10 protein-coding genes are annotated in these 12897 nt (G+C 60.8%); 7 read left to right on the top strand and 3 right to left on the bottom strand.

Translation table 11 applies throughout. The annotated features are described in order from the left end of the window. Positions 1–171: 171 nt before the first annotated feature. From CAG25_RS10245 to CAG25_RS10215, 7 genes are all read left to right on the top strand, one after another. Entirely contained in the window at positions 172–1770 is a 1599-nt protein-coding gene (locus CAG25_RS10245; RefSeq protein WP_074691859.1) for an ABC transporter substrate-binding protein, read from the top strand. A 177-nt stretch (positions 1771–1947) separates the two neighbouring features. Beyond that, complete coding sequence (locus CAG25_RS10240) at positions 1948–3363, top strand: OprD family porin (protein WP_085611315.1); 1416 nt, start codon at positions 1948–1950, stop codon at positions 3361–3363. A gap of 78 nt (positions 3364–3441) precedes the next feature. Further along, on the top strand, positions 3442–5037 hold the full coding sequence (locus CAG25_RS10235; protein ID WP_085611314.1) for an ABC transporter substrate-binding protein: 1596 nt from the start codon (positions 3442–3444) through the stop codon (positions 5035–5037). 74 nt (positions 5038–5111) lie between these two features. After that, positions 5112–6122: an ABC transporter permease subunit gene (locus CAG25_RS10230; protein ID WP_047597886.1), complete on the top strand. Its 1011-nt coding sequence runs from the start codon at positions 5112–5114 to the stop codon at positions 6120–6122. Positions 6123–6133: 11 nt separating this feature from the next. Further along, a complete protein-coding gene (locus CAG25_RS10225) occupies positions 6134–7060 on the top strand; it encodes an ABC transporter permease subunit (protein ID WP_039769224.1) in 927 nt (308 codons plus the stop codon). A gap of 10 nt (positions 7061–7070) precedes the next feature. Continuing rightward, complete coding sequence (locus tag CAG25_RS10220) at positions 7071–8039, top strand: ABC transporter ATP-binding protein (RefSeq protein WP_064382563.1); 969 nt, start codon at positions 7071–7073, stop codon at positions 8037–8039. After that, the gene (locus CAG25_RS10215; protein ID WP_007953682.1) at positions 8039–9019 is read left to right on the top strand and encodes a peptide ABC transporter ATP-binding protein; all 981 of its coding nucleotides are present in this window, start codon (positions 8039–8041) and stop codon (positions 9017–9019) included. Before CAG25_RS10220 ends, CAG25_RS10215 begins: the two co-directional genes overlap by 1 nt. A gap of 107 nt (positions 9020–9126) precedes the next feature. Here the strand turns inward: CAG25_RS10215 and CAG25_RS10210 are convergent, their stop codons facing one another. From CAG25_RS10210 to CAG25_RS10200, 3 genes are all read right to left on the bottom strand, one after another. Continuing rightward, positions 9127–9387 (bottom strand): hypothetical protein, encoded by a 261-nt coding sequence (locus CAG25_RS10210; RefSeq protein WP_064593354.1) that lies wholly within the window; start codon positions 9385–9387, stop codon positions 9127–9129. A gap of 160 nt (positions 9388–9547) precedes the next feature. Next, positions 9548–10756, bottom strand: a complete 1209-nt coding sequence (locus CAG25_RS10205) for an MFS transporter (RefSeq protein ID WP_085611313.1) — start codon at positions 10754–10756, stop codon at positions 9548–9550. A 127-nt stretch (positions 10757–10883) separates the two neighbouring features. Continuing rightward, positions 10884–12467, bottom strand: coding sequence for a peptide chain release factor 3 (locus CAG25_RS10200; protein ID WP_011332431.1), 1584 nt, complete (start codon positions 12465–12467; stop codon positions 10884–10886). Positions 12468–12897: the final 430 nt, after the last annotated feature.

The raw sequence follows: 12897 nt of genomic DNA, 5'->3' as shown, positions 1-12897 counted from the left end.
TAGGACTCAGCGCATTTACTGCCAGACCCACGGCCCCTACCGTCGGGTTCTGACCAGTGACTGCGTGGGCTTTCGGTTTTTGCTGTTCGTTTCGGTTTGAGCTCAATGCAGCTACAACGTCCCTGGACGGGATCGCGGCGCATTGAAAAACACTAAAAAAGAGGGAGCGTCATGCGCCATACCTTGGTTTTTTCCGCATTGCTGGGCGCTGGCCTGTTGGCCGCCACGTCCGCCAGTTTCGCCGCCAGCGACAGTCTGGTGTTCTGCTCCGAAGGCAGCCCGGCCGGTTTCGATACCGCGCAGTACACGACGGCGACCGATAACGACGCCGCCGAACCGCTGTACAACCGCCTGGCCGAGTTCGAAAAAGGCGCGACCGGTGTAGTACCGGGCCTCGCAACCAGCTGGGATATTTCCGAGGACGGCCTCAAGTACACCTTTCACCTGCGTGAAGGGGTGAAATTTCATACAACGCCGTACTTCAAACCTACACGCGATTTCAACGCCGACGACGTGCTGTTCACGTTTAACCGCATGCTCGATCCGCAACAGCCTTTCCGTAAGGCTTATCCGACCGAGTTCCCGTATTTCAACGGGATGAGCCTCAACAAGAACATCGCCAAGGTCGAGAAGACCGGGCCGCTGACCGTGCAGTTCACGCTCAACAGCGTCGACGCCGCGTTCATCCAGAACATCGCCATGAGCTTCGCCGCCATTCTGTCCGCCGAATACGCCGACAAGCTGCTGGCCGAAGGCAAGCCGAGCGACATCAACCAGAAGCCGATCGGCACTGGCCCGTTCGTGTTCAAGAGCTACCAGAAAGACTCGAACATTCGCTACACCGGCAACCCGCACTACTGGGATCCGAGCCGGGTGAAGCTGAAGAACCTGATTTTCGCGATCAATACTGACGCCTCGGTACGTGTGCAGAAGCTCAAGGCCGGTGAATGTCAGGTCACCCTGCACCCGCGTCCGGCCGATGTGCCGGCACTGAAGAACGACCCGAAACTGCAATTGATCGAGAAACCAGGCTTCAACCTCGGCTATATCGCCTACAACGTGCGCCACAAGCCATTCGACCAGCTCGAAGTGCGTCAGGCGCTGGACATGGCGGTGAATAAACAGGGGATTCTCAACGCTGTTTATCAAGGCGCCGGCCAACTGGCCGTCAATGCCATGCCGCCGACCCAATGGTCCTACGACGACACGATCAAGGACGCCGCCTACAACCCGGAAAAAGCCAAAGAGCTGCTCAAGGCTGCAGGCGTCAAGGAAGGCACCGAGATCACCCTGTGGGCGATGCCGGTACAACGGCCGTACAACCCGAACGCCAAACTGATGGCCGAAATGCTCCAGGCCGACTGGGCCAAGATCGGTCTGAAAGTGAAGATCGTCAGCTACGAATGGGGCGAGTACATCAAGCGCACCAAGAATGGCGAGCACGACGTGAGCCTGATCGGCTGGACCGGTGACAACGGGGATCCGGACAACTGGCTCGGCACGCTGTACAGCTGCGATGCCATCGGCGGCAACAACTACTCCATGTGGTGCGATCCGGCTTACGACAAGCTGATCAAACAGGCCAAGGTCGTCACCGACCGTGACCAGCGCACCGTGCTCTACAAACAGGCCCAGCAACTGCTCAAGCAGCAAGTGCCGATCACGCCTGTCGCCCACTCGACGGTCAACCAGCCGCTGAGCGCCAAGGTCGAAGGGTTCAAGGTGAGCCCGTTCGGTCGCAACGTGTTTTCGGGTGTCAGCATCGATTAAACAAAAAACCGATTAGCCGCAATGCTGAGGGGGCCGTCTACCCCCTCACGCAAGCGCTTTGCCGAAATTCGCCAATCAGGCCTTTTGCAAACGTTTGCGATGTGTGAATGAGTTCTAAACCAATAACCGGCCAACCCAAAAAAGCCGGCATAAAAAGAAAGTAAAGGAGCTTCACCCATGAAACTGAGCAATACCGCGATACTGGCCCTGGCCATCAGCAGCATCACCGCCACGGCTTATGCGGAAACCCAAAGCCAGGCGTTCACTCCGGTGACCGTCAACGAGAAGAGCGCCCAGGCTGAAGCCACCGGCTTTCTCGAAGGCTCCACAATCAGCGGCACGACCCGTAACTGGTACGCCAACGAACAACTGAAACGCGGCGGCAAGTTCACCTATCGCAAGGATGGTGTGGCCACCCCGACCGACCGCCGTATCAACTGGGTGCAAGGCACCATCGTCAAGTACAACTCGGGCTTCACCGAAGGCACCGTCGGTTTCAGCACCGAAGTGGCGGCGTACAACGCCATCGCGCTGGAGCGTGACCGCGAGAACCTGGCGGCCAACAACGGCGGCGCACCGGGCACCCGTCCAGGCGCGGGCAACAACCGTACCCTGACCCGTGAAGGCGGCGAAGCCCAGGGCCAGTGGAGCAAAGTCGGCCTGGCCAACGTCAAGGCGCGGATCTCCAACACCACCCTGACCGCCGGTCGCATGAACTTCAGCAGCCCGCAGGTTGACGTGATCGGCAACCGTCCGCTGCCATCGAGCTTCGAAGGTATCGCGATCCACAGCGAAGAACTGAACAACCTGTCCTTCGACCTGGCCTCGTTCGACCGCGTGTCGCCGCGTACCGAAGAAAGCCTGAGCAAATTCCGCTCCGAATACGGCGCGATCGATGCCGAAGCCGACCACGTTCACACCGGCGGTATCTCGTACCAGCCGTTCGCCAGCCTGACTACCAGCCTGTGGGGCACCCAGGCCGAAGACCTGTGGAACCAGTACTACTTCGGCGCCACCCACGTACTGGGGGACAGCTCGGTTCTGGCCCTGACCACCGGTCTGAACTACTACAAGACCGTGGACGAAGGTAAGAAAAAACTCGGTGAAATCGACAACGACACCTACTCCCTGTCGTTCGGTCTGACCCACCAGGCGCATACCCTGACCTTCTCCTACCAGGAAGTGAACGGTAACGAGTACTTCGACTACCTGCACGAAACCAACGGCATCTACCTGGCCAACTCCCTGCTGTCGGACTTCAACGGCCCGAACGAGAAATCCTTCCAGGTGGCCTACGGTCTGAACATGGCCGAATACGGCGTGCCAGGCCTGAAGTTCAACATCTACCAGGCCCGCGGCTGGGGCATCGACGGCACTCACTACAAGGGTGGCGGCTACGATGGCGTGCAGTCGATGGACGGCGAGCATCACTATGAATACGGGATCGGTGCCGCTTATGCCGTACAGAGCGGTCCTCTGAAGGCAACCACCGTTCGCGCGACCTACACCGCGCACCGCGCCAGCGAAAACCAGGCTGACGGCAGCATCAACGAGTTCCGTCTGGTGACCACCGTTCCATTCAACATCCTGTAAAACCGCCAGCCGACGGCTGACTCAGTGACGAGTCGGCCGTTCGGCTTTTTGTCTTCAACCGATTGCAGAGGGTTCTTGATGAAAATGCTTCCCCTACGTGCGGCCATCGCGGCTGCGTTGCTGAGTGTCGCTGTCGGCGTCTCGGCCAAACCCTTGGTGGTCTGCACCGAAGCCAGTCCGGAAGGCTTCGATATGGTCCAGTACACGACTGCAGTCACTGCCGACGCGGTGGCCGAAACCATCTTCAACCGTCTGGCGGACTTCAAGCCCGGCACCACCGAAGTGATTCCGGCGCTGGCCGAATCCTGGGACATCAGCGAAGACGGCCTGACCTACACGTTCCACCTGCGCAAAGGCGTCAAGTTTCACACCACCGAATATTTCAAGCCGACCCGCGACCTGAACGCCGACGACGTGGTCTGGAGTTTCCAGCGTCAGCTGGACCCGAATCACCCGTGGCACAAGCTGTCGAGCGTGGGCTTCCCGTATTTTGAAAGCATGGGCTTCAAGGAACTGCTCAAAAGCGTCGAGAAAGTCGACGACAACACCGTCAAGTTCACCCTGACCCGCCGCGAAGCGCCGTTCCTGGCCGACATCGCCATGGCGTTCTCCTCGATCTATTCGGCCGAGTACGCCGACCAGTTGCTCAAGGCCAGCAAGACCGGCGACCTGAACAACAAACCGGTCGGCACCGGGCCGTTCATCTTCCAGCGCTACAACAAGGACGCCCAGGTTCGCTTCAAGGCCAACCCGGACTATTTCCGTGGCAAGCCGCCGGCTGACGCGCTGATCCTGGCGATCGCCACCGACAACAACGTGCGCTTGCAGAAACTCAAGGCCAACGAGTGCCAGATCGCGCTGTACCCGAAACCGGATGACATCCCGAGCATCAAGAAAGACAGCAACCTGAAAGTCGATGAACTGGATGCGATGACTGTCTCGTACGTCGCCATGAACACCCAGCACAAGTACATCAGCGACGTGCGGGTGCGCAAAGCAATCGACATCGCGTTCGACAAGGAAGCCTACGTCAACGCCCTGTTCGGCAAGGGCAACGCGACCGTTGCGGTCAATCCGTACCCGCCGACCCTGCTGGGCTACAACCACGAGCTGAAAAACCCGCCACGTGACCTCGACAAGGCCCGTGCCCTGCTCAAGGAAGCCGGAGTACCGGAAGGCACCACGTTCACCCTGTTCACCCGCAACGGTGGCGGCCCGACCAACCCGAACCCGATGCTCGGCGCGCAGATGATGCAGGCTGACCTGGCGAAAGTCGGGATCAAGATCGACATCCGCGTGATGGAATGGGGCGAGATGCTCAAACGCGCCAAGGCCGGCGAGCACGACATGGTCTCGGCCGGATGGGCGGGCGACAACGGCGACCCGGATAACTTCCTGACGCCTATGCTCAGTTGCGAAGCGGCGAAGAACGGCGAAAACTACGCGCGCTGGTGCAACGAGAAATTCCAGGCCCTGCTCGACGAAGCACGGGCTAAAGTAGATCCGGCCGAACGCGCCAGGCTGTATGAACAGGCTCAAGTGCTGTTCAATCAGGATCAGCCGTGGATCAGCATGGCCCACACCCGCATGTTCACCGCAATGCGCAACAACGTAGAGGGTTATCACATCAGCCCTCTGACAACCAATAACTTCGCCACCACCCAGGTGAAGTAGATAAGAAAACTCCCGGTTTCCCTGACCCCAGGGAAACCGGGCACGCCTAACCGGCTGATGAGGTACCACACACGATGTTTAGTTTTATTGCCCGCCGACTGGGGTTGTTGATCCCCACGTTTTTCGGCATCACCTTGCTGACTTTCGCGTTGATTCGCATGATTCCCGGCGACCCCGTGGAAGTGATGATGGGCGAACGTCGGGTCGACCCCGAAATGCACGCTCAGGCAATGGAACGCCTCGGTCTGAACAAACCGCTGTACGCCCAGTACCTGGACTACATCGGCAAACTGGCCCACGGCGACCTCGGCGAATCCCTGCGCACCCGTGAGAGCGTATGGACCGAGTTCACCTCCCTCTTCCCGGCGACCCTGGAACTGTCCATGGCCGCCCTGCTGTTCGCCGGCATCCTGGGCCTCTTGGCCGGGGTGATCGCGGCCCTCAAGCGAGGATCCCTGTTCGACCACGGGGTGATGGGCATCTCCCTCGCGGGCTACTCGATGCCGATTTTCTGGTGGGGCCTGATCCTCATCATGTTCTTCTCGGTGAGCCTGGGCTGGACCCCGGTGTCCGGGCGGATCGACCTGCTCTACGACATCGAGCCGCGCACCGGTTTCATGCTGATCGACACTCTGCTGGCCGATGACATGGGCGCGTTCCTCGATGCCCTGCACCACCTGATCCTGCCGGCCATCGTGCTGGGCACCATTCCGCTGGCGGTGATCGCGCGGATGACCCGTTCGTCGATGCTCGAAGTGCTGCGTGAAGACTACATCCGTACCGCCAGGGCCAAAGGCCTGTCGCCGTCGCGCGTGGTGTTCGTCCACGGCCTGCGCAACGCGCTGATCCCGGTGCTGACCGTGGTCGGCCTGCAGGTCGGCACCCTGCTGGCCGGTGCGGTCCTGACCGAAACCATCTTCTCCTGGCCCGGCATCGGTAAATGGCTGATCGAAGCCATCGGCGCCCGGGACTACCCGGTTGTGCAAAACGGCATCCTGTTAATCGCCTGCCTGGTGATTCTGGTCAACTTCGTGGTGGACATCCTCTACGGCTTTGCCAACCCACGCATCCGTCATCAGCGCTGAGGTCAATACCCATGAGCACTCCAACTTCCTCAGTAGTCACCGCCGCCACCGCCGTGGATCAAAGTCTGCTGTACCCGTCACCGTACAAAGAGTTTTGGCAGGCTTTCGCCAAGAACAAGGGCGCCGTCGCCGGCCTGCTGTTCATGCTGCTGGTGATTTTCTGCGCGATCTTCGCGCCGTGGGTCGCCCCGCATAACCCGAGCGAGCAATACCGTGACTTCCTGCTGACGCCGCCGGCGTGGCTCGAAGGCGGTCAGATGCAATTCCTGCTCGGCACCGATGAACTCGGTCGCGACCTGCTGTCGCGTCTGATCCAGGGTTCGCGCCTGTCGCTGCTGATCGGTCTGTCGTCGGTGGTGATGTCGCTGATCCCGGGGATCCTGCTGGGTCTGTTCGCCGGTTTCTTCCCGAAAGTGGTCGGCCCGACCATCATGCGTCTGATGGACATCATGCTGGCCCTGCCGTCGCTGCTGCTGGCCGTGGCCATCGTCGCCATCCTCGGCCCTGGCCTGATCAACACCGTGATCGCGATTGCCGTGGTGTCCTTGCCGTCCTACGTGCGTCTGACCCGTGCCGCCGTGATGGGTGAGCTGAACCGCGACTACGTGACCGCCGCGCGCCTGGCCGGTGCCGGTCTGCCACGCCTGATGTTCATCACCGTGCTGCCGAACTGCATGGCACCGCTGATCGTCCAGGCGACGTTGAGCTTCTCCTCGGCGATCCTCGATGCCGCCGCCCTGGGCTTCCTCGGCCTCGGCGTCCAGCCGCCAACCCCTGAGTGGGGCACCATGCTGGCTTCGGCCCGCGACTACATCGAACGCGCCTGGTGGGTGGTGAGTCTGCCTGGTTTGACCATTTTGCTCAGCGTGCTGGCAATCAACTTGATGGGCGACGGCCTGCGCGATGCGCTGGACCCGAAACTCAAGAACGCCGCCTGAGGAGATTCCCATGTCACTGTTAGAAATCAAGAATCTCAACGTTCGCTTCGGCGACAAGAACGCCACCCCGGTCGTCGACGGCCTCGACCTGAAAGTCGACAAGGGCGAAGTCCTGGCGATCGTGGGCGAGTCGGGTTCCGGCAAGTCCGTGACCATGATGGCGCTGATGGGCCTGATCGAGCACCCGGGGATCGTCACCGCCGACGCCCTGAGCTTCGACGGCAAGAACATGCTCAAGCTGAACAACCGTCAGCGTCGGCAGATCGTCGGCAAAGACCTGGCGATGGTGTTCCAGGACCCGATGACCGCGCTGAACCCGAGCTACACCGTGGGTTTCCAGATCGAAGAAGTGCTGCGCCTGCACCTGAAAATGTCCGGCAAGCAAGCGCGCAAGCGTGCGATCGAACTGCTGGAAAAAGTCGAGATCCCGGGCGCCGCTAGCCGTATGGACGCCTACCCGCATCAACTGTCCGGCGGCATGAGCCAGCGTGTGGCAATTGCCATGGCGATTGCCGGCGAACCGAAGCTGCTGATCGCCGACGAACCGACCACCGCACTCGACGTGACGATTCAGGCACAGATCATGGATCTGCTGCTGGCGTTGCAGAAAGAGCAGAACATGGGTCTGGTGCTGATCACCCACGACCTCGCCGTGGTGGCCGAAACCGCCCAGCGCGTGTGCGTGATGTACGCCGGCCAGGCCGTTGAAGTCGGGCAGGTGCCACAACTGTTCGACATCCCGGCGCACCCGTACAGCGAAGCGCTGCTCAAGGCGATTCCGGAGCACAGCCAGGGTGCCGAGCGTCTGGCCACGCTGCCGGGCATCGTTCCCGGCCGTTATGACCGCCCGCAAGGCTGCCTGCTGTCGCCGCGCTGCCCGTACGTGCAGGACAGCTGCCGCGCGCAGCGTCCGACCCTTGACCCGAAAAGCCACAGCCTCGCCCGCTGCTTCTATCCGCTGAACCAGGAGGTGGCGTAATGGCCGTCGTACTTACCGCCCGCGACCTGACCCGTCACTACGAAGTCTCCCGTGGCCTGTTCAAGGGTCACGCCACCGTGCGCGCCCTCAACGGCGTGTCGTTCGAGCTGGAAGCCGGCAAGACCCTCGCCGTCGTCGGTGAATCGGGCTGCGGCAAATCCACCCTCGCCCGCGCCCTGACCCTGATCGAAGAGCCGTCATCCGGCTCCCTGAAAATCGCCGGGCAAGAAGTGGCCGGCGCCGACAAGGCTCAGCGCAAGCAACTGCGCAAAGACGTGCAGATGGTGTTCCAGAGCCCGTACGCATCGTTGAACCCACGGCAGAAAATCGGTGATCAGCTGGCCGAGCCGCTGCTGATCAACACCAACCTGTCGGCCGCCGAACGTCGCGAGAAAGTCCAGGCGATGATGAAGCAGGTCGGCTTGCGTCCCGAGCACTACCAGCGTTATCCGCACATGTTCTCCGGCGGTCAGCGTCAGCGCATCGCGCTGGCCCGCGCCATGATGCTGCAACCGAAAGTGCTGGTGGCGGACGAACCGACCTCGGCGCTGGACGTGTCGATCCAGGCGCAGGTGCTGAACCTGTTCATGGACATGCAGCAGGAGTTCAACACCGGCTACGTGTTCATCTCGCACAACCTGGCGGTGGTGCAGCACGTGGCCGATGACGTGATGGTGATGTACCTCGGTCGCCCGGTGGAAATCGGTCCGAAGCACGACATCTATGCCCGTCCTCTGCACCCGTACACCCAGGCGCTGTTGTCGGCGACCCCAACCATCCATCCGGATCCGGACAAGCCGAAAATCAAGATCGTCGGCGAGTTGCCCAACCCGCTGAACCCGCCGCCTGGCTGCGCGTTCCACAAGCGCTGCCCATACGCCACCGCGCGTTGCAGCAGCGAAGAGCCGGCCCTGCGCCAGCTCGACACGCGTCAGGTCGCGTGCCACTACGCCGAGCAATTCCTCGACGGCGCGGCATGAGAAAACCCGCCCCGTTTCCCGGGGCGGGTTGTTGATGAGTTGACCCAACCCCTTCTGCCTCGATTGCGCATCAGTCGAGAAAGAAGGGGTTTTCTTTTGTCCGGAATCTACGTCTGGCTGTCGCCCTCATCCGGATCATCGGAGTCAGGCTCGTCGGTGGTCGAGTCGTCATCGTCGGCGCTGCCACCCTGGCCCTGATCGCCCGGCTCGGACTCGGACTTGGCCAGCATCAGCGCGCTGTGCCCCACCTGCCCGCTGGACGCCTGGGTATCGTGATCCTCGCACTCGGCCCAGGCCGTCGCGGTGCCGAGGGACAGCATCACCATCACTTTCAACAGCAGCAAAATCCGTAGCAACCTGCTTTTCATAGCCGAGTCCATCCTGTTCCAGGTGAGAAATTCATGCTGACCTGACGCTGATTGAAATCTAGTTCCGATCCGCCGGGTTCACCAGATAGGACGCTGACCAATGCCCGGAAATGCCATGCGTGGACAGACCGCTTTCGAATAACGCTCATAACCGGATCGGCTAAGCGTCTGCACCTTGCGTGGCTCGAATGCGCGTTGCCTGATAAATCAGCGGCACTGTCAGCAAGGCCAGCACGGCACTCGCCAGCCAGACACTGTGGCCACCGAACTGCCCATAGAGCTGCCCACCCAACACCGGCGACAAGAGCGAACTCGCACTCCACGCCATGAAGAACAGTCCGAAGTAACGGCCACTTTTTCCGGTTTGCGCATGCTGCATCACCAGCACATTCAACGGTGGCATGAACAACGCCTCCCCCAGCGTCCAGATGACTGTCGAGAGACAGGCATAAAACAAGCCGGAACCCAGCGGCAACATGCCGAGTCCGACCGCCAGCAGCACACAACCGGCGATCAATGGCCGACGCGCGCCCCAGCGTTCCCCCCAGTGCGACATGGGAATCTGCAGCGCTACCACCAGAATCGCGTTGATCGCGAACTGCCAGCCGATGGCCTCGGTGCTCAAACGGTAATAGTCGCGAAGATAGTTGCCCAAGGTGCTGTAGACCGTGTCGAACGCCATGCCAAGAAGGACGGTCGCCGCCAGCAGCCAGAGGAAGGGTTTGTCGCGATAGGGAAGGCCCGAACTCGATTGCGCCTGTGGCGCCTCGTCAGCGATCAGCACCGGCCGGCGCCAGGTCGTGCGGACAAACCAGAGCAACGCCAGCAGCGTGAGCCCGGCGCTGATGAAAAACACCCAGCGAAAATCCACCTGTGCCAGAACACCGCCCGCCACACCTGCAGCGGCCATCCCGAGGTTCCGGGCAATGCGACTCAAGGCCTGCGCCCGTGGGCGATGCGCAACCTCGCAATACTCCATGATCAGTCGCTGATGCAGGGTGCGGATCGCCCCATCGAGAGTGCCGCTGAGCAACAGCAACCCGGCCAGGAATGGCACTTGCGTGACCAGCCCCAGCAAGACCAGAACCCAAGCAGAGACAAAGAACAGCGCCGCCGTCAGTCGCGCCGTGCGGACGTGGTCACTGAGCCATCCGCCGAGCATCGAGCCGATCAGCAGACCTCCGCCATACGCCGACAGCAGCCAGCCGACCGTTTCGATCGCCAGCCCCAACTCTTGCCGCAAGTACAACGCCATGAACAGCTTGACCATGCTGCTCAGGCGATTGATGAACAGCAGCGCCGCCAGCACCCAGGCCATCAGGCTGAAATAGCCGTTGGGCCGAAGCAGATGAGCGAGCCTCCCTGTCATTCGATTGCTCCCTTGGTGATCGGACCAGACGCCTGCGCCCGACTTGAATGAGTTCGCATACTTGATCAACACGCAAAAAAAAGCCCACTGTTTTATCAGTGGGCTTTCGGGTGTCGCCAATCAGCGCTTAGTGATGCTCGCGCGTCGCACGGAATTTCACGTCCGGCCAGCGCTCTTCCATCAGGGCCAGGTTGACCCGCGTCGGCGCGAGGTAGGTCAGGTGACCGCCGCCGTCCAGTGCCAGGTTTTCCACCGCCTTGTTGGAGAATTCCTCGAGCTTCTTCTTGTCGCTGCATTCGATCCAGCGCGCGGAGTACACGGTGATCGGCTCGTAGGAGCACTCGACCTTGTATTCCTCTTTCAGGCGGCTGGCGACCACATCGAACTGCAGCACGCCGACGGCGCCGAGGATGATGTCGTTGCTGCGCTCCGGGAAGAACACCTGGGTCGCGCCTTCTTCGGCCAACTGTTGCAGGCCCTGGCGCAGTTGCTTGGATTTCAGCGGATCGCGCAGGCGTACGCGGCGGAACAGTTCCGGGGCGAAGTGCGGGATACCGGTGAAGCCCAGGGTTTCGCCTTCGCTGAAGGTGTCGCCGATCTGGATCGTGCCGTGGTTGTGCAGACCGATGATGTCGCCGGCGTACGCTTCTTCCAGCTGTTCACGCTCGGAGGAGAAGAACGTCAGGGCGTCGCCGATGCGCACGTCCTTGCCGGTACGCACGTGGCGCATTTTCATGCCTTTCTCGTACTTGCCGGAGCAGATACGCATGAAGGCGATGCGGTCGCGGTGTTTCGGGTCCATGTTCGCCTGGATCTTGAAGATGAAGCCCGAGAACTTCTCTTCCACCGGCTCCACGGTACGCTCGTTGGCCACACGTGGCAGCGGACGCGGCGCCCAGTCGACCACAGCGTCGAGGACATGGTCGACCCCGAAGTTGCCCAATGCAGTACCGAAGAACACCGGGGTCAGTTGACCGTCGAGGAACTCCTGCTGGTTGAACTCGTGGCAGGCGCCCTGCACCAGTTCCAGCTGCTCGAGGAAACGCTCGTACTCGTCGCCCAGGTGAGCGCGGGCTTCGTCGGAGTCGAGCTTCTCGATGATCTTGGTTTCGGTGCGTTCATGACCGTGACCGGCGGTGTAGACAATGATGTAGTCGTCGGCCAAGTGGTACACGCCCTTGAAGTCGCGGTAGCAACCGATCGGCCAGGTGATCGGCGCGGCCTTGATCTTCAGGACGGCTTCGATTTCGTCGAGCAGTTCGATCGGGTCGCGGATGTCACGGTCGAGTTTGTTGATGAAGCTGACGATCGGCGTGTCACGCAGACGGCAGACGTCCATCAGCGCGATGGTACGTGGCTCTACACCTTTACCGCCGTCGAGAACCATCAATGCCGAGTCCACCGCGGTCAGGGTGCGGTAGGTGTCTTCGGAGAAGTCTTCGTGGCCCGGGGTGTCGAGCAGGTTGATCATGTGTTCGCGATACGGGAACTGCATGACCGACGTGGTGATCGAGATGCCCCGCTGCTTTTCCATCTCCATCCAGTCGGATGTCGCGTGGCGGTCGGATTTACGGGATTTCACCGTACCGGCCACGGCAATCGCCTTGCCCATCAGCAAGAGCTTTTCGGTGATGGTGGTTTTACCGGCATCGGGGTGGGAAATAATGGCGAAAGTGCGGCGTTTCGCGACTTCGGCGGCCTGTCTGGTCATGGGAAATCGCCTGGCGGTGATTCAAAAAAGGGCGGCGATTATAGCCCAACTCGATTCAATAACCGAACCGTTGAGCACATTAAGGGTGGCCAAATGCTGCCTCGGATGGGAACCTTTTAAAGCACGGAGACGTCCATCCCCTGTTACGACAATTCGTCAGGGGCTGAAAAATCAGCAAGTTAGCCTGACGAGGCTGCGCTCATGGCTCGCTTTCAGGCCGCTTTTGCCGGGCTGAAAAAAAGCTGCTTCTCGCGAACGACTCTCCCGGCAGCCAAGGCTTGGCAGGTGGCCGGGGTGGTCAATTTTGTTGGCTCAAATTTGTATGCCAGCAGTTCATAGCCAAGGCGCTGTGACGAGTCATAGCTCGCTATGGCGAGGAACAGCAACGCAGGATATGAACTTCTGGCGCCGAAGTTGGGCTAACAAAATT

Source organism: Pseudomonas sp. B16(2017) (assembly GCF_002113205.1).
In the GTDB taxonomy this organism is placed as follows: domain Bacteria; phylum Pseudomonadota; class Gammaproteobacteria; order Pseudomonadales; family Pseudomonadaceae; genus Aquipseudomonas; species Aquipseudomonas pharyngis.
Note: the sequence above shows the minus strand (reverse complement) of the source record. Positions and strands in the feature narration are given on the sequence as shown.

What these genes read in the sequence shown, in the direction of transcription:
- CAG25_RS10200 (WP_011332431.1), bottom strand. Translation starts at nt 12,467, where the DNA reads ATGACCAGACAGGCCGCCGAAGTCGCGAAACGCCGCACTTTCGCCATT.
- CAG25_RS10240 (WP_085611315.1), top strand. Translation starts at nt 1,948, where the DNA reads ATGAAACTGAGCAATACCGCGATACTGGCCCTGGCCATCAGCAGCATC.
- CAG25_RS10205 (WP_085611313.1), bottom strand. Translation starts at nt 10,756, where the DNA reads ATGACAGGGAGGCTCGCTCATCTGCTTCGGCCCAACGGCTATTTCAGC.
- CAG25_RS10210 (WP_064593354.1), bottom strand. Translation starts at nt 9,387, where the DNA reads ATGAAAAGCAGGTTGCTACGGATTTTGCTGCTGTTGAAAGTGATGGTG.
- CAG25_RS10230 (WP_047597886.1), top strand. Translation starts at nt 5,112, where the DNA reads ATGTTTAGTTTTATTGCCCGCCGACTGGGGTTGTTGATCCCCACGTTT.
- CAG25_RS10235 (WP_085611314.1), top strand. Translation starts at nt 3,442, where the DNA reads ATGAAAATGCTTCCCCTACGTGCGGCCATCGCGGCTGCGTTGCTGAGT.
- CAG25_RS10220 (WP_064382563.1), top strand. Translation starts at nt 7,071, where the DNA reads ATGTCACTGTTAGAAATCAAGAATCTCAACGTTCGCTTCGGCGACAAG.
- CAG25_RS10225 (WP_039769224.1), top strand. Translation starts at nt 6,134, where the DNA reads ATGAGCACTCCAACTTCCTCAGTAGTCACCGCCGCCACCGCCGTGGAT.
- CAG25_RS10245 (WP_074691859.1), top strand. Translation starts at nt 172, where the DNA reads ATGCGCCATACCTTGGTTTTTTCCGCATTGCTGGGCGCTGGCCTGTTG.
- CAG25_RS10215 (WP_007953682.1), top strand. Translation starts at nt 8,039, where the DNA reads ATGGCCGTCGTACTTACCGCCCGCGACCTGACCCGTCACTACGAAGTC.